Genomic DNA, 17120 nt, shown 5'->3' on the forward strand with positions numbered 1-17120 from the left:
CCGGCCGCGCCCGCGGCGGCCACGCCGCCGGCGCCGGCTGCCGGCGGCGCCGCCCTCGTCGCGGTCCTCGGCGTCGCCCTCGGTGTCGGCGTCGTCCTCGTCGGTGTCGACGTCCTCGACGGCAGCGGTCGGCTCGTCACCGGTCACGGAGCGACGGCGGGAGCGGCCGCGCCGGGAGCGGGGCGCCGGGGTCTCCTCGTCGTCGAGGTCCTCGGCCGGCTCGGCCTCGGTCTCCTCGGCGACGGGCGTCTCGGCCGCCGGGCGGCGGCTGCGGCGACGGGTGATCGGCGGGGCCTCGGCCTCGGCCGGCGCCACGAAGCTCACGAAGGCCGGGATGGCCGGGGCGGCCGCCGGCGGTGCGGCGTACGCGTCGGGGTCGGCGGCACCGGCCGGCCGGGTGGCCCGCCGGCGGGGCCGGGCGATGACCGCGGTCGGCTCCGGGGAGCTGAACTGGGCGCCGAACGGGGAGACCGGGCGCTCCTCCAGCTCGGCCTCCGGCTCCGGCAACGGCTCGGGCGCCGTCAGCGCCGGCTGGGGCTCGGGCGCCGTCAGCGCCGGCTCGGGCTCGGGCGCCGCGGGCGCCGCCAGCGCCGCCTCGGGCTCCGGCTCGTCGTCGGCCGTCCCGGCCTCGAGGTCCTCCTGCAGGTCCTCGGGCTGGACCGCCGGGTCCGGGGCCTCCCCGATCTGCTCCGCGCCGAAGGCCGGCGGGGCTTCCTCCTCGGCGCCTTCGGCGGCGGCGGGGATGGTGTCGTCTGTCTGGTCGGCCACGAGGGCTCGCCTCCTGTGTGGTGCTCCCGGGCGCCGATCCGGAGGACTGGCGACCGCGCAGGAGCACGGGTTGGGCGGGTCGGATGCCGCGCCGGGTATCGGCGGCAGTGCCCGACTCGCGAAGTCTGTGGGCCGGCTCCCGCGCGGCGGTTGCCGCGGCCGGGAGCCGGGTGGAGCTGGTCTTCGGTGCTGCGAGATCTCGGGGTGCGTCGCGCCTGGCAGCCGCGCCGCTCGACGTCGCGCGGCGCCGGCCCCACCGGTCAGACCGCCGCGTGCTCCCCCTGGCAGCGGGTGCTCGCTGCACGGTCCGGTCCGAGCGGGTCGGTCACGCTCCCGCTGTCGTCGAGCCGGCCCTGCGCCTCACGCACGGCCCGAGGGGGCGACGGCGGGCGCAGGTCGGCGACGGCAGCCAGAGCGGCCAACACGTCATCGGGTCGAACGGCGGGCGTCACCTGCCGGACGACCATGGTCAGTATGGCACAACCTGCTGTGCCGGCCGCCGCTGCGACGGCCACGGGACCCCGCGCGTCGACGTCCCGCAGGCCGTTCTTGGTCCGCTTGGCGACGGTCACCTCGGGCCTGGCCAGGAAGGCGTCGACGGCGGCGGCGAGCTCCGCCGGCGCCACGCCGGGCAGTTCGACACGCCAGCGCGCGGCGTCGATCCGGTCGGCGAGCGAGCCGCCGCCCTCGGTGGCCTCGACGCACTCCAGGACGTCGACCCCCGGGGGCAGCGACGCGTCGAGTGCGGCGCGCACCTGCTCGGGGTCGCAGCGCTCGGCCAGCCCGATCTCCAGGTACTCGGCCTCGCTGGCCGCGCCGGTGGGGGCCGCACCGACGTAGGAGATCTTCGGGTGCGGGCTGAAGCCGGCGGAGAACGCCATCGGCACCCGGGCGCGGCGCAGGGCCCGCTCGAGCGCGCGGGCGAGGTCCCGGTGCGAGGCGAACCGCAGGGGGCCGCGCTTGGCGTACCGCAGCCGCAGCCGCTGCACCGTCGGCGGCGGGGGCGGCCCCTCGGGCTGGCGGGCCACTAGCGGCCGACGACCGTGAGCGGCAGCAGGCTGCGCCCGGTCGGCCCGATCTGGATCTCGGTGCCGTTGGTCGGGCAGACGCCGCAGTCGTAGCAGGGCGTCCACCGGCAGTCGGCGACCTCCTCCTCCGACAGCGCCTCCTGCCAGTCGTCCCAGAGCCACTCCTTGTCCAGCCCGGAGTCCAGGTGGTCCCAGGGCAGGACCTCCTCCTGGGTGCGCTCGCGGGTGGTGAACCAGTCGAGGTCGACCCCGAGGGGCACCAGCTCCGCGGCGGCCGCGGCGGTCCAGCGCTCGTAGGAGAAGTGCTCGCTCCAGCCGTCGAACTTCCCGCCCTCGCGCCAGACCCGCTCGATGACCCGGCCCACCCGGCGGTCGCCGCGGGAGAGCAGGCCCTCCACCACGCCGGGCTGGCCGTCGTGGTAGCGCAGCCCGATGGACCGGCCGATGCGGCGGTCGCTGTTGATCGCCTGCCGGAGGAGCTTCAGCCGGGCGTCGATCGTCTCCGCGCTGGCCTGCCCCGCCCACTGGAAGGGCGTGTGCGGCTTGGGCACGAAGCCGCCGATCGACACCGTGCAGCGCACGTCCCTGGACCCGCTGGCCTCCCGCCCGGCGCGGATCACCTCGACCGCCAGCTCGGCGATCTCCAGCACGTCCTCGTCGGTCTCGGTCGGCAGACCGCACATGAAGTAGAGCTTCACCTGCCGCCACCCGTTGGCGTAGGCGGTGCTGACGGTGCGGACCAGGTCGTCCTTGGACACCGTCTTGTTGATCACCCGGCGGATCCGCTCGCTGCCGCCCTCGGGGGCGAAGGTGAGGCCGGAGCGCCGTCCGTTGCGGGACAGCTCGTTGGCCAGGGTGACGTTGAAGGCGTCCACGCGCGTCGACGGCAGCGACAGCCCGGTGTTGGTGCCCTCGTAGCGGTCGGCGAGCTCCTTGGCCAGCTGGCCGATCTCGGAGTGGTCGGCGCTGGACAGCGAGAGCAGCCCGACCTCCTCGTAGCCGGTGGCCCGCAGGCCCTGGTCGACCATCGAGCCGATCCCGGTGATCGTCCGCTCGCGGACCGGGCGGGTGATCATGCCCGCCTGGCAGAACCGGCAGCCCCGGGTGCAGCCGCGGAAGATCTCCACGCTCATCCGCTCGTGCACCGACTCCGCCAGCGGCACCAGCGGCTGCTTGGGGTAGGGCCACTCGTCGAGGTCCATGACGGTGCGCTTGCCGACCCGCGCCGGGACGTCGTCCCGCGTCCGCGTCACCGCGGCGATGGCGCCGTCCGGCCGGTAGGACACCGCATAGAAGCGCGGCACGTAGACGCCGTCCACCCGGGCCAGGCGGGCCAGCAGCTCGACCCGGCCACCGGGCCGGCCCTGCCCCTTCCACGCGGCGACCACGTCGGTGATGTCGCCGACGACCTGCTCGCCGTCGCCGAGAACGGCGCAGTCGACGAAGTCGGCGATCGGCTCGGGGTTGAACGCCGCGTGCCCGCCGGCGACCACGACCGGGTGCGTCTCGTCGCGGTCGACCGCGTGCAGCGGGACGCCGGCGAGGTCGAGGGCCTCGAGCAGGTTGGTGTAGCCGAGCTCGGTGGCGAAGCTGACGCCGAGCAGGTCGAAGTCGACGACGGCGCGGTGCGCGTCGACGGTGAACTGGGGGACGCCGGCCTCGCGCATCAGGCCGGCGAGGTCGGGCCAGACGGCGTAGGTGCGCTCGGCGAGGGCGTCCGGCCGCTCGTTGAGCACCTCGTACAGGATCATCAGGCCCTGGTTGGGCAGGCCGACCTCGTAGGCGTCGGGGTACATGAGCGCCCAGTGGACGGCGACGTCGTCCCACGCCTTGACCTGCGCGTTGAGCTCACCACCGACGTACTGGATCGGCTTCTGCACCTGAGCGAGGAGCGGTTCGAGGCGGGGGTAGAGCGAGGTCCCAGTCATGACCCGTCCAGGGTAGACGGCTCCCCCAGGGCCGAAGTGGCCACTTCGGCCCTAGGAGACCCGCACGTAGGACAGGTCGAAGTCCGGTTGCCAGTCCTGGCCGGGGTGCCTGATCTCCCAGCGGCCGCGGATCGTCCCGCCGTCGTCGCCGAACTCGCCGGTGTAGCGCTGCGCGAACTCCAGCGGGCTGAAGTCGGCCTCCTCCCGGCGGAGCGTCCAGATCCGCCCGTCGAAGGTCATGGCGTACAGCCGCACCACCCCGCGGGAGTCGAAGTAGTGCTGGAGGTAGCCCTCACCCTCGGGGGCGGCCGCGACGACGCACAGGCCGTCCGGTGCCTCCGGGACGTCGACCTCCGAGCGCTCCACGAGGAACCGTCCGCCGAGCGCCCACTCGAACACCGCCCGTGCCCGGACGGCGTCCGGTGGGGCGAGGGAGGTCTCCAGCCGCCACTCCCCCACGAACGGTTCGAGCAGGGCCATGCGGTCGCCGTCGTCGGTCATGCGGTGGGGACTGCCGGGCCGCGACCGACTCATCGGTCGCGGCCACCGGATCAGGAGAGCGTCGGGAAGAACAGGCCGATCTCGCGCGCGGCGGACTCGTCGGAGTCCGAGCCGTGGACGATGTTGTTCTGCACCTCGAGGGCGAAGTCGCCGCGGATCGTGCCGGGCCCGGCCTTCACCGGGTCGGTGGCGCCGGCCAGCGCGCGGAACGCCTCGACCGCGCGCGGCCCCTCGGCGACGAGTGCCAGCAGCGGCCCGCCGGTGATGAACTCGACCAGAGAGCCGAAGAACGGCTTCTCGCGGTGCTCGCCGTAGTGCTCCTCGGCGACCTCACGGGTCAACGTGCGCAGCTCGGCGGCGACCAGGCGCAGGCCCTTGGCCTCCAGGCGCGAGATCACCTCGCCGACCAGGCCGCGGGCGACGCCGTCGGGCTTGACGAGGACGAGGGTGCGGGCGGAAGTGGCTTCAGACACGAGCGCGCAGCCTACGCGGCGGGGTCGCCGTCCTCCCGGGGAGCGGCCTCACGGGGATCGAGCTCGCGGTGGTCGGGCTCGCTGAGCTCGGGCTCGCGGAACGGCGAGCCGAGCAGCTCCTTGCGGATCTGCAGCAGGTAGAGCCAGATCAGCACGAAGGCGCCGGCGACGAACCACATGACGCCGTTGAGCAGTCCGGTGGCCAGCAGCGGCACCTGCAGCACCGTGCCGACGAGCACGCCCTGCGGACGGCGCTGCACGCCCGCGGCCAGGATGAGCAGGACCGACAGCACGAGCAGCGCGGTGAGCCGGCCGCCGGTCAGGCCGTCCCCGGTCTGCGCGATGCCGCGCGGGACGAAGAGGACGGCGATCCCCTCCAGCAGCAGGATCGCGGCGGCGGCCCCCCGCAGCGCCCGGGCGGCGCGCTGCGGATCGGGAGCGGTCACGGCCGGCCGCCCATCAGGGTGCGGGCCTCCCCCGCGGTGATCACGCTGCCGGTGACCAGCACGCCGGAGCCCCCGAGGGCGTCGTCGGGGCCGGCCTCGGCCAGCTCGATCGCCTCGGTGAGGGCCTCGGGCAGCCGCGGCGAGACGCTGACCCGGTCGGCGCCGAAGACGTCGACGGCCAGGGCGCCCAGCTCGTCGGCCGGCATCGCCCGCGGCGAGCTGTTCTGGGTGACCACGAGCTCGGCGCAGACCTCCTCCAGGGCGGCGAGCATCCCGGCGACGTCCTTGCCGCGGACGGCGCCGACCACCCCGACCAGCCGGGTGAAGTCGAAGGACTCGCGGATCGCCTCCACCGTCGCGGCCATGCCGGCCGGGTTGTGCGCGGCGTCCACGAGCACGGTCGGGCTGGTCCGCAGCCGCTCGAGCCGGCCGGGGGAACGGACGGCGGCGAAGGCGGCCCGCACCGTCTCGACGTCGATCGGGCCGGTCGCCGCGCCGGCGCCGAGGAACGCCTCGACCGCGGCCAGCGCGGTCGCGGCGTTCTGCGCCTGGTGCGCACCGAACAGGGGCAGGAAGACGTCCGCGTACTCGCCGCCGAGCCCCTGCAGCCGCAGCTGCTGGCCACCGACGGCGACCGCGCGCTGCAGGACGCCGAACTCGGTGCCCTCGCGGGCGACCACGGCCTCGACCTCGACCGCCCGCCGGACGAGCGCGTCCAGCGCCCCGGGCTGCTGGCGGGCCAGCACCGCGATCGAGTCGGGCTTGATGATCCCGGCCTTCTCGCCGGCGATGGTGGCGACGTCCGGGCCCAGGTACTCGGCGTGGTCCAGCGCCACCGGGGTGACGACGGCGACGCGGGCGTCGACGACGGTGGTGGCGTCCCACGTCCCGCCCATGCCCACCTCCACGACGGCGACGTCCACCGGCGTCTCGGCGAAGGTCGCGTACGCCATGCCGACCATCACCTCGAAGAAGCTCATCGGGTGCTCGCCGGCGGTGTCGACCATCTGCACGTACGGGGCGATGTCGTCGAAGGTCTCGACGAAGCGCTCGGCGCTCACCGGCTCGCCGTCGAGCACGATCCGCTCGCGCACCGACTGCAGGTGCGGGCTGGTGAAGCGGCCCACCCGGAGTCCGAAGCCGCGCAGCAGCTCGTCGACCATGCGCGCCGTCGTCGTCTTGCCGTTGGTGCCGGCGACCTGGATGACCGGCATCGCGCGGTGCGGGTTGCCGAGCAGGTCGACGAGGGCGGAGATGCGGCCGAGCGACGGCTCCAGCCGGCTCTCCGGCCAGCGTGCGAGCAGGGCCTTCTCGACCCGGGCGAGCTCGGGGTCCTCGGGTGTCCGACCGTCCGGACCGGTGCTGCTCATCCTGCCCAGGATGCCAGCCGCGGACTTCCTAGGATGAGGGACATGGTTCCCGACACCGCGACCTCGGACACCCCTGCCCAGGGAGCCTCCGTCGGCGTACCGGACAAGCCGTCGCTGGACGGGCTCGAGGACAAGTGGGCGGCCCGCTGGGCGACCGAGGACACCTACGCCTTCGACCGACCCGCGGCGCTGGCCGCGCCGCGCGAGCGGACGTTCTCGATCGACACCCCCCCGCCGACGGCCAGCGGCTCGCTGCACGTCGGCCACGTGTTCAGCTACACCCACACCGACTTCGTCGCCCGCTACCAGCGCATGCGCGGCCGGCACGTCTTCTACCCCATGGGCTGGGACGACAACGGGCTGCCGACCGAGCGCCGCGTGCAGAACTACTACGGCGTCCGCTGCGACCCGTCGCTGCACTACCAGCCGGGTTTCGAGCCGCCGGCCAAGCCGGGCAAGGACCAGCAGCCGGTGTCCCGCCGCAACTTCGTCGAGCTGTGCATGCGGCTGACCGAGGAGGACGAGCGCGCCTTCGAGCAGCTGTGGCGGCGCGTCGGCCTGTCGGTGGACTGGTCGAACGTCTACCGGACGATCTCGGAGTCCTCGCGGGCGACCGCGCAGCGGATGTTCCTGCACAACCTCGCCCGCGGGGAGGCCTACGCCCAGGAGGCGCCGACCCTCTGGGACGTCACCTTCCGGACGGCGGTCGCCCAGGCCGAGCTCGAGGACCGCGAGCGCCCCGGCGCCTACCACCGGATCTCCTTCTCCGGCCCCGAGGGCCCGGTCTTCATCGAGACCACCCGCCCGGAGCTGCTGCCGGCCTGCGTCGCGCTGGTCGCGCACCCCGACGACGAGCGCTACCGGCCGCTGTTCGGCCGGACGGTGCGGACGCCGGTCTTCGACGTCGAGGTGCCGGTGGTCGCGCACCGCCTCGCCGAGCCGGACAAGGGCTCGGGCATCGCGATGATCTGCACCTTCGGCGACCTCAACGACGTCACCTGGTGGCGGGAGCTGCAGCTGCCCACCCGCGCGGTCATCGGCTGGGACGGCCGGCTGGTGGCCGACCCGCCGTCGGGGCTGTCGTCGGACGGCGCGACCTCGGCCTACGGCGAGCTGGCCGGCAAGACCGCGCACGCGGCCCGCGAGCGGATGGTCGAGCTGCTGCGGGACTCCGGCGACCTACACGGCGACCCGACGCCGATCACGCACCCGGTCAAGTTCTACGAGAAGGGTGACCGGCCGCTGGAGATCGTCACCACGCGGCAGTGGTACATCCGCAACGGCGGGCGGGACGAAGAGCTGCGGAGCGCGCTGGTCGCCCGCGGCCGGGAGATCCAGTGGATCCCGGAGCACATGCGGTACCGGTACGAGAACTGGGTCGAGGGGCTCAACGGCGACTGGCTGATCAGCCGCCAGCGGTTCTTCGGCGTCCCCTTCCCGGTCTGGTACCGCCTCGACGGCGAGGGCGAGCCCGACTACGCCGACCCGATCGTGGCGCCCGACTCGGCGCTGCCGGTGGACCCGTCGTCCGACGTCCCGGAGGGCTTCACCGAGGAGCAGCGGGGCGTGCCGGGCGGGTTCATGGCCGACCCCGACGTCATGGACACCTGGGCGACGTCGTCGCTGTCCCCACAGGTGGCCTCGGGCTGGGACACCGACCCCGAGCTGTTCGCGCACGTCTTCCCGATGGACCTGCGCCCGCAGGGGCACGACATCATCCGGACCTGGCTGTTCTCGACCGTCGTCCGCGCGCACTACGAGTTCGGCACCGTGCCGTGGACGCACGCGGCGATCTCCGGCTTCGTCGTCGACCCCGACCGCAAGAAGATGTCGAAGTCGAAGGGCAACGTCGTCACGCCGATCGACGTGCTCGAGCGCTACGGCACCGACGCGGTGCGCTGGCGGGCGGCGGGCGCCCGGCCGGGTGCGGATTCGCCGTTCGACGAGGCGCAGATGAAGGTCGGCCGCCGGCTGGCCATCAAGATCCTCAACGTCGGCAAGTTCGTGCTGGGGCTCGGCGCGTCGGCGGGGCTGTCGGCCGAGCAGGTCACCGAGCCGATCGACCTCGGGCTGCTGGCCGGGCTGGCCGCGGTGGTCGAGGAGGCGACGGCGGCGCTGGAGGCCTACAACTACACCCGCGCGCTCGAGGTGACCGAGGCCTTCTTCTGGCAGTTCTGCGACGACTACGTGGAGCTGGTGAAGTCCCGGGCCTACGGCTCGGACGACGCCGCGCGCTCCGCCCAGGCCACGCTGGCGCTCGCGCTGTCGGTGCAGCTGCGGCTGTTCGCCCCGGTGCTGCCGTTCGTCACCGAGGAGGTCTGGTCGTGGTGGCAGGCCGGGTCGGTGCACCGCGCGTCGTGGCCGGAGACGGCCGAGCTGCCCGCGGGCGGGGACCCGGCGGTGGTGACGGTGGTGGCCGCGGCGCTGGCCGGGGTCCGCAAGGCCAAGTCCGACGCCAAGCAGTCGATGCGGGCCGACGTCGAGTCGGCGACCGTCACCGCGCCGGCCGAGCAGGTGGCGCTGGTCGAGGCGGCCCGCCGCGACCTGGTCGAGGCCGGCCGGATCGCCGCGCTGGAGATCGTCGCCGGCGAGGGCCCGCTGTCGGTCGACGTCACCCTCGCCCCGCCCGCGGAGGCCTGACCCCGAGGTGACCGTGTGCGCTGATGGGCAGGTTCCGCCAGGTTCCTTGCCGATCAGCGCACACGGTCGAGCCTCCTCCGCGCGGCCCGCACGGCGAGGATCTCCCGGCGGCAGGCATCGGGTGATGCGGTGAGCCGTCGGTAACCGAAGCGGAGGGTCTGCCACCCCACCGTGGCCAGCAGGGCGTCCCGGCTGATGTCGGCCTCCCGCTGGTCGCGGGAGCCGTGCCAGGCGGCGCCGTCCAGCTCCACGGCGAGGAGGACGTCGTCGTAGGCGGCGTCGAGGAGGAAGGTCCGCCCGGCAACGGTCACCGGACGCTGCTGCACGAACGGTGGCATCCCGGGGGCGCGCAGCACCTCGAGGCAGCCCCAGATCTCCAGCTCGCTCCTGCAGCCGCTCGCCAGCAGCGACACCAGGTGCGCCAGCTCGGCCCGGCCGGGCAGCCGGCCGCGGTCGGCGAGTTCGAGCTCCAGGTCACGCGGGCGGCACTGCCGTTGCCGCACCGCCGTGATGGCGGCGGCCCGGACGTCATCACGGGACAGCCCGGACGGCCGACCCCACGTGTCGACGACGGACCGCTCCACCGACGTGACCGCCAGACCGGCGACCCGGCGCCGCTCCTCGTACACGCCCGGCGCCCGGTGCACCGCGACGCCGGCGGAGCCGCGGGCGCTCCTCGCACTGTCGACGGAGAGGTGCACGGGTCCGGCCGGATGGCGTACCAGCTCCCACAGGGCGAGCGCGGTGACATGGCTCGCGACGGCCTCCCGGCCCTCGAGAGCGGCGGCCACCCGCACCCGCCAGTCCGGCGCCGCACCCGGCAGCGCCACGACACCCGGCCGGAGCCGGACCAGCCGTCCCTGGGAGACCCAGTACCCGACCGTGCGCCGGCTGACCCGGGTCAGGAGCTCGTCGGTGGTCACCCAGCCGTCCGGGCCGACCACCGCGGAGACGTCGATCGCCACGCCCGGAGGGTGCTGGTGCGGACGACGGCGCGGGTGCCCACGGCGGGATCTGTGGACGACGGCGCGGGTGCCCACGGCGGGATCTGTGGACGACGGCGCCGACCGTGTGCGCTGATCGGCAGGTCACCCGGCGGGAACTGCGCATCGGCGCCCACTGTGGGGGCGGGAACGCGGAACGGCCCGCCTCCCGGGGGAGGCGGGCCGTCGGTCAGCGGGTGGTGCTCAGGCCGACTTCTCGCGGGGGGCGCGGGTGGGCTTGCGCGGCACGATCGTCGGGTTGACGTGCTCGAGCACGACCTCCTTGGTGATCATCACCGAGGCGACGTCGTCCCGGCTCGGGACGTCGTACATCACCGACTGGAGGACCTCCTCCATGATCGCCCGCAGGCCACGGGCGCCGGTGCCGCGCAGGATCGCCTGGTCCGCGATCGACTCGAGCGCGTCCTCGGTGAACTCCAGGTCCACCCCGTCGAGCTCGAACAGCCGGCGGTACTGGCGCACCAGGGCGTTCTTCGGCTCGGTGAGGATGTTGATCAGCGCCTCGCGGTCCAGCTTCTGCACGCTGGTGATCACCGGGAGCCGGCCGATGAACTCGGGGATCATCCCGAACTTCAGCAGGTCCTCCGGCATGACCTCGGCGAAGGCGTTGGCCTCCTCGATCTCCTTCTTGCCGCGGATCTCGGCGCCGAAGCCGATGCCCTGCTTGCCGGCCCGCTGCTCGATGATCTTCTCGAGCCCGGCGAAGGCGCCGCCCACGATGAACAGCACGTTCGTCGTGTCGATCTGGATGAACTCCTGGTGCGGGTGCTTGCGGCCACCCTGCGGGGGCACCGACGCCGTCGTCCCCTCGAGGATCTTCAGCAGCGCCTGCTGCACACCCTCACCGGAGACGTCCCGGGTGATCGACGGGTTCTCGCTCTTGCGGGCGATCTTGTCGACCTCGTCGATGTAGATGATGCCGGTCTCGGCCCGCTTGACGTCGTAGTCGGCGGCCTGGATCAGCTTCAGCAGGATGTTCTCGACGTCCTCACCGACGTAGCCGGCCTCGGTCAGCGCCGTGGCGTCGGCGATGGCGAACGGGACGTTGAGCATCCGGGCCAGGGTCTGCGCCAGGTGCGTCTTGCCGCAGCCCGTGGGGCCCATCAGCAGGATGTTGGACTTGGCCAGCTCGACCGAGTCGTCGCGGCCTCCGGCGCCGCCGGCCTGCACCCGCTTGTAGTGGTTGTAGACCGCGACCGAGAGCGTCCGCTTGGCCTTGTCCTGGCCGATGACGTACTGCTCGAGGAAGTCGTGGATCTCCTTGGGCTTCGGCAGTTCGTCGAACTTGAGGTCCGACGACTCCGAGAGCTCTTCCTCGATGATCTCGTTGCAGAGGTCGATGCACTCGTCGCAGATGTAGACCCCGGGGCCCGCGATGAGCTTCTTGACCTGCTTCTGGCTCTTGCCGCAGAACGAGCACTTGAGCAGGTCACCGCTCTCACCGATTCGTGCCACCTGCTGACCTCCACCTCGGGGGAATCAGGCCCTGGTCCCAGGTGCCTGCGTGTGAACTGGTGCTGCTGTCCCGTGCACGGCCCCGCACTCCGCGAGGCTCTCCTCCCGGCGCTCTGGGCCGGGGATCGGGCGCTCGCCGACGGTACCTGGCGGCACCGGTGCCGAAGGGCGATGACTCGCCCGCCGGTCCGACGCCTGACCACATGCGTCCCGCGTCTCCCGACGGTACGGGTCGAGGGCGCGACACGCGCCCCCTCGACCCGTACCGATCGCGATCAGCCGGGGAGCGCGTTCAGCTTCCGGCTCTGGATGACCTCGTCGACCATGCCGTAGGCCTTGGCCTCGTCGGCGGTGAGGATCTTGTCGCGCTCGATGTCGGTGCGGACCTGCTCGACGGTCTGACCGGTGTGCCGGGCGAGGATCTCCTCCATCTGCGACCGCACCCGCTGGATCTCCGCGGCGTGGATCTCCAGGTCCGACACCTGACCACCGGACTCACCCGACGGCTGGTGGATGAGCACGCGGGAGTACGGCAGCGCCAGGCGCTTGCCCGGCGTCCCCGCCGCGAGCAGGACGGCGGCGGCGGAGGCGGCCTGGCCCATGCAGACGGTCTGGATGTCGGGCCGGACGAACATCATCGTGTCGTAGATGGCCATGAGCGACGTGAACGAGCCACCGGGCGAGTTGATGTAGATCGTGATGTCGCGGTCCGGGTCGGCCGACTCGAGCGTGATCAACTGCGCCATCACGTCGTTGGCCGAGGCGTCGTCGATCTGCACCCCGAGGAAGATGATCCGTTCCTCGAAGAGCTTGTTGTACGGGTTGGACTCCTTCATGCCGTAGCTCGTGCGCTCCACGAAGGAGGGCAGGATGTAGCGGCTGGAGGGCATCTGGAAGCTCATGGGTGTCCCTCCGGACTCAGTTGTCGGTGACCGGGTTGGCGCTGTCGGTCATCGCGGCCTTGCTCACCACGTGGTCGACGAAGCCGTACTCGAGGGCCTCGGCCGCGGTGAACCAGCGGTCGCGGTCGGAGTCCCTCTCGATCTGCTCGACGCTCTGGCCGGTGTGGAAGGACTGCAGCTCGTTGAGCTCCCGCTTGGTCCGGCGGAACAGGTCGGCCTGGATGGCGATGTCCGACGCGGTGCCGCCGACGCCGGCCGAGGGCTGGTGCATCATGATCCGCGCGTGCGGCAGGGCGTAGCGCTTGCCCTTGGTCCCGGCGGTCAGCAGGAACTGGCCCATCGAGGCGGCCAGGCCCATGCCGTAGGTGGCGACGTCGCAGTCGATGAACTGCATCGTGTCGTAGATGGCCATGCCGGCCGTCACGGAGCCACCGGGCGAGTTGATGTAGAGGTGGATGTCCTGCTTGGGGTCCTCAGCGGACAGCAGCAGCATCTGCGCGGCCAGCTGGTTGGCGATCACGTCGTCGACCTGGCTGCCCAGGAAGATGATGCGCTCGCGCAGCAGGCGCTCGTAGACCGAGTCGTTGAGGTTCATCCCCCCGGCGGCGGCACGCATGAGCGGCGCGCTCGCCGGGTTCGGGTTGGTGCTCACGGGTGCGGTGACCTCCGTAGAACTGGCGGTGCAGTCGGTCTCGGTGGGCGGGCGGGGAAGGTGCGCCCGGGGACACCAGGTGTTCCCGGTGGGTGCCGGCGTCTGCGTCGACCCTAACGCGCAGGTGCCGGGGAGCAGTCCCGGCGCGGGGGGTGTTCGCCGTGGGCGCAGCGGCTGCCCGCGACGGCGCGGGCGGTCCACGCCCCGGGACGAGCGACGCCGCCCCTCCCCGGTCGGCGGGGCGGGACGGCGTCGGTCGTCGATCGGGCCTTTCTCAGCTCTTGGCGGCGTCCCCGGCGTCCTCGGTGCCGGCGGCGTCCTCGGTGCCGGCGGCGTCCTCGGTGCCGGCGGCGTCGTCGGTGGCGGACTCCGCGCCGGCCGCCTCGGGAGCGGCGGACTCGTCGGCGGCCGGCTCCTCGGTGGCGGAATCGGCCGGGGCCGGCACGGTCTTCGGGCGCAGCGCCTCGAGGTCGACGACGTTGCCGGAGGCGTCGGTGATCGTCGTCTGCTCCAGCAGCTGGGCCAGCGTCTTCGTCCGGCGGACGTCGGCGACGAACTCGGCGATGTTGCCGCCCTGCTGCAGCTGCTGGGCGTACTGCTCCGGGCTCATCCGGTTGCGCTGGGCCTGGGCCATGATCTGCGCCGACAGGTCGTCGTTGTCGACGGTGACCTCACGGGCGTCGGCGATCGCATCGAGGATGAACTGGGTGCGCACCGCCTCCTCGATGTTCTTGCGCTGGTCGGTGTCGTAGGCCTCGCGGCTCTCGACGCCGGACATCGACAGGAAGCCGTCCCAGTCCATCCCGGCCTGCTGGAGCTCGTTCTGCATGGCCTGGTTGCGCCACTCGATCTCGCGCTCGACGAGGTTCTCGGGGATCGGCGCCTCGACGGTCTCGAGCAGGTGCTCGACCAGCTTGTCGCGGGCCTGCGCCCCCTGCTGGAGGACCTTGGTGCGGGCCAGCCGGGTGCGGACGTCCTCGCGGAGCTCCTCGAGGGTGTCGAACTCGCTCGCCGTGGAGGCGAACTCGTCGTCGAGCTCGGGCAGCTCCTTGGTCTTCACCGAGCGCACGGTGACGGTGACCTCGGCCGTCTCGCCGGCGTTCGGGCCGGACAGCAGCGGGGTCGAGAAGGTCTTCGACTCGTCGGCCGACAGCCCGCGGACGGCGTCGTCGAGGCCCTCCATGAGGTTGCCGGAGCCGACCTCGTAGGACATGCCGCTGGTCGTGCCGTCCTCGAGCACCTCGCCGTCGAGCGTCGCCTCCAGGTCGATGGAGACGAAGTCGCCGTCCTCCACCGCGCGGTCGACGGCGGTGAGCATGGCGAACCGCTCCCGCATGACGGTGACCTGCTGGTCGATCTCCTCGTCGGTGACCTCGACGTCGTCGACGGTCACGGCCAGGCTCTCCAGCGACGGCAGGTCGATCTTGGGGGCGACGTCGACCTCGGCGGTGAAGGCGAGGGTGTCGTTGTCGTCGAGGCGGGTGACCTCGATGTCGGGCTGGCCCAGGACGCGGACCTGGTTCTCCCGCACGACCTCGGAGTAGACCTCCGGGATGGCGTGCTGGACGACCTGCTCGAGGACGACGGGGCGGCCGATCCGCTGGTCGAGCACCCGGTTGGGCACCTTGCCCGGGCGGAAGCCGGGCACCCGCACCTGCTTGCCGAGCTCCTTGTAGACCTCCCCGAAGGCGTGGTCCAGGTCCCCCCAGGGCACCTCGATCGCCATCCGGACCCGCGTGGGGCCCAGTTCCTCGATGGTGCTCTTCACAGCGGCAGTGCTCCTCGATCGACAGACAGGGGTTGGGCGCCGGGCCGGTCCGACAGCGCCGGGTCGACCCACGAGTCTAGAGACACGCGCGCGACGGCCGGGGTGGCGGGATGGGACGCACACCGGCCTCGCGACGTCGGGGTGGCGGGATTTGAACCCACGGCCCCCCGCTCCCAAAGCGGGTGCGCTACCAAGCTGCGCCACACCCCGTGGCGCACCGAGTCTAGAAGGACCTCCCTGCCCGCCACCGCTCGCATGCCCGCGGCGGGACCCTGCAGGCAGGCCGGGAGGTCAGCCCACCGGACGGCGGGCCTCCGCGACCTCCGCGATCGAGGCGGCGGCCCGGCGCGGGCCGTCGTAGCCGGCGTAGACGGCCTGCAGCTCCCGCGCCCGCCGGCCGAACCGATGGTCGCCCAGCACCGCGGTGACGCCGTCCCGGACCTGCTGCGGGTCGGGGGTGTCGGTCCGCAGCGCCACGCCGGTCCCCGACCAGGTCACCCGCGCCGACACCTCCATCTTGTCCTCGGTCAGGCCGGCGACCACCAGCGGGACGCCGTGGGCCAGCGCCGTCTGCACGCCGCCGTAGCCGCCGTTGGTGACCATGACGTCGACCAGCGGGAGCAGCTCGGTGAACGGGACGAACGGCGTCACCCGCAGGTTGGCCGGGCGGTCGTCGGCGGGCAGCACCTCGTCGGCGTCGAAGCCGATGGCGGTGGCGATGACGAGGGCGTCGAGGCCGGCGAGGGCGGCGACCGTCGGCAGGATGAGGTTGCGGGGGTCGGTGGCGATCGTGCCCTGGGTGACGAGCACGACCGGGCGGCCGGCGGCGCGGGCGGCGAGCACGTCGGCCCACCACGGCGGCGGGGTGAGGTCGTCGATGCCGGCGGGCAGCATCGGGCCGACGAACTCCACGGTGCCCGGCAGGTCGCGTCGCTCGTACTCGAACTCCGGGACGCTCGGGACCAGGTAGCGGTCGGCGAGGTGCGCGCCCCAGTCCATGAAGTAGCTGGTCATCGGCGGCAGGCCGAGCCGGGCGCGGACCTGCTCGGCGGCCCGCTGGCACTCGGCGAGGACGACGCTGCGCAGCGCCCAGTTCAGCGACCGGTTCCGCAGCCGGCCCAGCGTCGAGGACGACGGCAGCAGCCCGGTGCCGAACGGCGGGGCGTCGGCGCTGGAGATGCCGAGCGGCGACACGGAGAACACGACGCTCGGGATGCCGCGCCGCTCGCCGGCGATCGGGCCGGCCATGAACCCCTGCTCGGCGACGACGACGTCGGGGGCGAACTCGTCGAGGACGCGGTCGAGCTCGGCGACCCAGTCGGGGATCGGCCGGATGAAGACGTCGAGGATCGCCGCCTTGAGCGCCTGGAGGCCGGGCCTGCGGCCGGGCCGGGCGTCGATCTCGGCGTCGTCGAAGTCCAGGGCCGGGTCCATGCGGACGGCAGTGGCGCCGACCTTCTCGACCAGCGGCAGGTACTTGCCGCCGGTGTACCAGGCGACCTCGTGGCCGTCGGCGACCAGCTGCTGGGCGATCGGCAGGCCGGGACGCAGGTGGCCGGCCATCGGCATGGTGGTGAACAGGATGCGGGACATGGCGTGCTCCTCGGGTTCGGCTCCCGCACCGGGCGGGAGGGGCGACGGGCAGACCGTGCGCCCGGCCGCTTGACGGCTCCTCGACGCGGCGCGACGCTCCTGCCGCCCCGGCTGGACGCCCGCTGAACGCGCAGCTCGCCGGGCCGCGGAACGGGAACGGGGAGGAGGCGGGCGTGCGCTACGGGCTGCTCGGCGCGGTCGAGGCCCGCCGCTCGCCCGGCGACCGGCCGCTGGACCTCGGCAGCCCGCTGCAGCGGGTGCTGCTGGGCCTGCTGCTCACCGAGGCGGGGCGGCCGGTGTCGGTCGACCGCATCGTCGAGGAGCTGTGGGGCGAGGCGGCGCCGGCGGACCCGGAGGCCTCGGTGCAGACCTACGTCTCGCGGCTGCGCCGGCTGCTCGGGCCGGACGCCGTGGCACGGACCCCGGCCGGCTACCGGCTCGCGGCGACGCCGGGCGACGTCGACGCCGGCCGGTTCGCCGAGCTGGCGGCGGCCGCCGGCGAGGCGCTGGGCCGGGGGGACGCCGCCGCCGGGCTGGCCGCCCCGGAGGCGGATCGGAGCCATGTCGTTCTCTGGGCCAAGGAGGTGGGTGA

General features: G+C 73.3%; 14 protein-coding genes, 1 tRNA gene and 1 pseudogene. 2 read left to right on the plus strand and 14 right to left on the minus strand.

Annotated elements, in window-relative coordinates; all coding sequences use genetic code 11:
* The 7 genes and pseudogenes from MY526_RS25595 to MY526_RS25625 all read right to left on the minus strand — a co-directional run.
* Positions 1–768 (minus strand): annotated as a pseudogene (locus MY526_RS25595) (ribonuclease E/G); the annotation flags it as partial.
* Between the two features lie 260 nt (positions 769–1028).
* Positions 1029–1796, minus strand: coding sequence for a TIGR03936 family radical SAM-associated protein (locus tag MY526_RS25600; RefSeq protein ID WP_436693188.1), 768 nt, complete (start codon positions 1794–1796; stop codon positions 1029–1031).
* The gene (locus MY526_RS25605) at positions 1796–3724 is read right to left on the minus strand and encodes a TIGR03960 family B12-binding radical SAM protein (RefSeq protein ID WP_436705366.1); all 1929 of its coding nucleotides are present in this window, start codon (positions 3722–3724) and stop codon (positions 1796–1798) included. Before MY526_RS25605 ends, MY526_RS25600 begins: the two co-directional genes overlap by 1 nt.
* A gap of 51 nt (positions 3725–3775) precedes the next feature.
* The gene (locus MY526_RS25610; protein ID WP_436693192.1) at positions 3776–4225 is read right to left on the minus strand and encodes a hypothetical protein; all 450 of its coding nucleotides are present in this window, start codon (positions 4223–4225) and stop codon (positions 3776–3778) included.
* Positions 4226–4275: 50 nt separating this feature from the next.
* Entirely contained in the window at positions 4276–4698 is a 423-nt protein-coding gene (gene ndk / locus MY526_RS25615) for a nucleoside-diphosphate kinase (protein ID WP_436705367.1), read from the minus strand.
* A gap of 11 nt (positions 4699–4709) precedes the next feature.
* Positions 4710–5144 (minus strand): DUF4233 domain-containing protein, encoded by a 435-nt coding sequence (locus MY526_RS25620; protein ID WP_436693195.1) that lies wholly within the window; start codon positions 5142–5144, stop codon positions 4710–4712.
* Positions 5141–6514 (minus strand): bifunctional folylpolyglutamate synthase/dihydrofolate synthase, encoded by a 1374-nt coding sequence (locus MY526_RS25625; protein WP_436693197.1) that lies wholly within the window; start codon positions 6512–6514, stop codon positions 5141–5143. The genes MY526_RS25620 and MY526_RS25625 overlap by 4 nt, the downstream gene beginning before the upstream one ends.
* Before the next feature lie 42 nt (positions 6515–6556).
* Between MY526_RS25625 and valS the strand changes: the two genes are divergently transcribed.
* Positions 6557–9154 carry a valine--tRNA ligase gene (gene valS / locus MY526_RS25630; RefSeq protein ID WP_436693199.1) on the plus strand — a complete coding sequence of 866 codons (2598 nt, stop codon included), beginning with the start codon at positions 6557–6559 and terminating at the stop codon, positions 9152–9154.
* Between the two features lie 53 nt (positions 9155–9207).
* Here valS and MY526_RS25635 read toward each other — a convergent pair whose 3' ends face one another.
* The 7 genes from MY526_RS25635 to MY526_RS25665 all read right to left on the minus strand — a co-directional run bounded on the left by MY526_RS25635 (position 9208) and on the right by MY526_RS25665 (position 16528).
* Positions 9208–10119: a DUF559 domain-containing protein gene (locus MY526_RS25635; RefSeq protein ID WP_436693201.1), complete on the minus strand. Its 912-nt coding sequence runs from the start codon at positions 10117–10119 to the stop codon at positions 9208–9210.
* A gap of 222 nt (positions 10120–10341) precedes the next feature.
* Entirely contained in the window at positions 10342–11613 is a 1272-nt protein-coding gene (gene clpX / locus MY526_RS25640; protein ID WP_436693203.1) for an ATP-dependent Clp protease ATP-binding subunit ClpX, read from the minus strand.
* Positions 11614–11888: 275 nt separating this feature from the next.
* Positions 11889–12515: an ATP-dependent Clp protease proteolytic subunit gene (locus MY526_RS25645; RefSeq protein WP_436693205.1), complete on the minus strand. Its 627-nt coding sequence runs from the start codon at positions 12513–12515 to the stop codon at positions 11889–11891.
* A gap of 16 nt (positions 12516–12531) precedes the next feature.
* Positions 12532–13167, minus strand: a complete 636-nt coding sequence (locus MY526_RS25650; RefSeq protein WP_436693207.1) for an ATP-dependent Clp protease proteolytic subunit — start codon at positions 13165–13167, stop codon at positions 12532–12534.
* A 274-nt stretch (positions 13168–13441) separates the two neighbouring features.
* Positions 13442–14935 carry a trigger factor gene (gene tig, locus MY526_RS25655; protein WP_436693209.1) on the minus strand — a complete coding sequence of 498 codons (1494 nt, stop codon included), beginning with the start codon at positions 14933–14935 and terminating at the stop codon, positions 13442–13444.
* A gap of 136 nt (positions 14936–15071) precedes the next feature.
* A tRNA-Pro gene (locus MY526_RS25660) sits at positions 15072–15145 on the minus strand.
* Positions 15146–15226: 81 nt separating this feature from the next.
* Complete coding sequence (locus MY526_RS25665; RefSeq protein WP_436705368.1) at positions 15227–16528, minus strand: nucleotide disphospho-sugar-binding domain-containing protein; 1302 nt, start codon at positions 16526–16528, stop codon at positions 15227–15229.
* A gap of 173 nt (positions 16529–16701) precedes the next feature.
* Here MY526_RS25665 and MY526_RS25670 point away from each other — a divergent pair.
* A partial coding sequence (locus MY526_RS25670; protein WP_436705369.1) for an AfsR/SARP family transcriptional regulator occupies positions 16702–17120 on the plus strand: 419 nt, incomplete at its 3' end.

It is taken from the genome of Geodermatophilus sp. CPCC 205761 (assembly GCF_051383655.1).
Lineage (GTDB): Bacteria > Actinomycetota > Actinomycetes > Mycobacteriales > Geodermatophilaceae > Geodermatophilus.

What these genes read in the sequence shown, in the direction of transcription:
- MY526_RS25610 (WP_436693192.1), bottom strand. Translation starts at nt 4,225, where the DNA reads ATGACCGACGACGGCGACCGCATGGCCCTGCTCGAACCGTTCGTGGGG.
- MY526_RS25645 (WP_436693205.1), bottom strand. Translation starts at nt 12,515, where the DNA reads ATGAGCTTCCAGATGCCCTCCAGCCGCTACATCCTGCCCTCCTTCGTG.
- MY526_RS25625 (WP_436693197.1), bottom strand. Translation starts at nt 6,514, where the DNA reads ATGAGCAGCACCGGTCCGGACGGTCGGACACCCGAGGACCCCGAGCTC.
- MY526_RS25605 (WP_436705366.1), bottom strand. Translation starts at nt 3,724, where the DNA reads ATGACTGGGACCTCGCTCTACCCCCGCCTCGAACCGCTCCTCGCTCAG.
- MY526_RS25665 (WP_436705368.1), bottom strand. Translation starts at nt 16,528, where the DNA reads ATGTCCCGCATCCTGTTCACCACCATGCCGATGGCCGGCCACCTGCGT.
- valS (WP_436693199.1), top strand. Translation starts at nt 6,557, where the DNA reads ATGGTTCCCGACACCGCGACCTCGGACACCCCTGCCCAGGGAGCCTCC.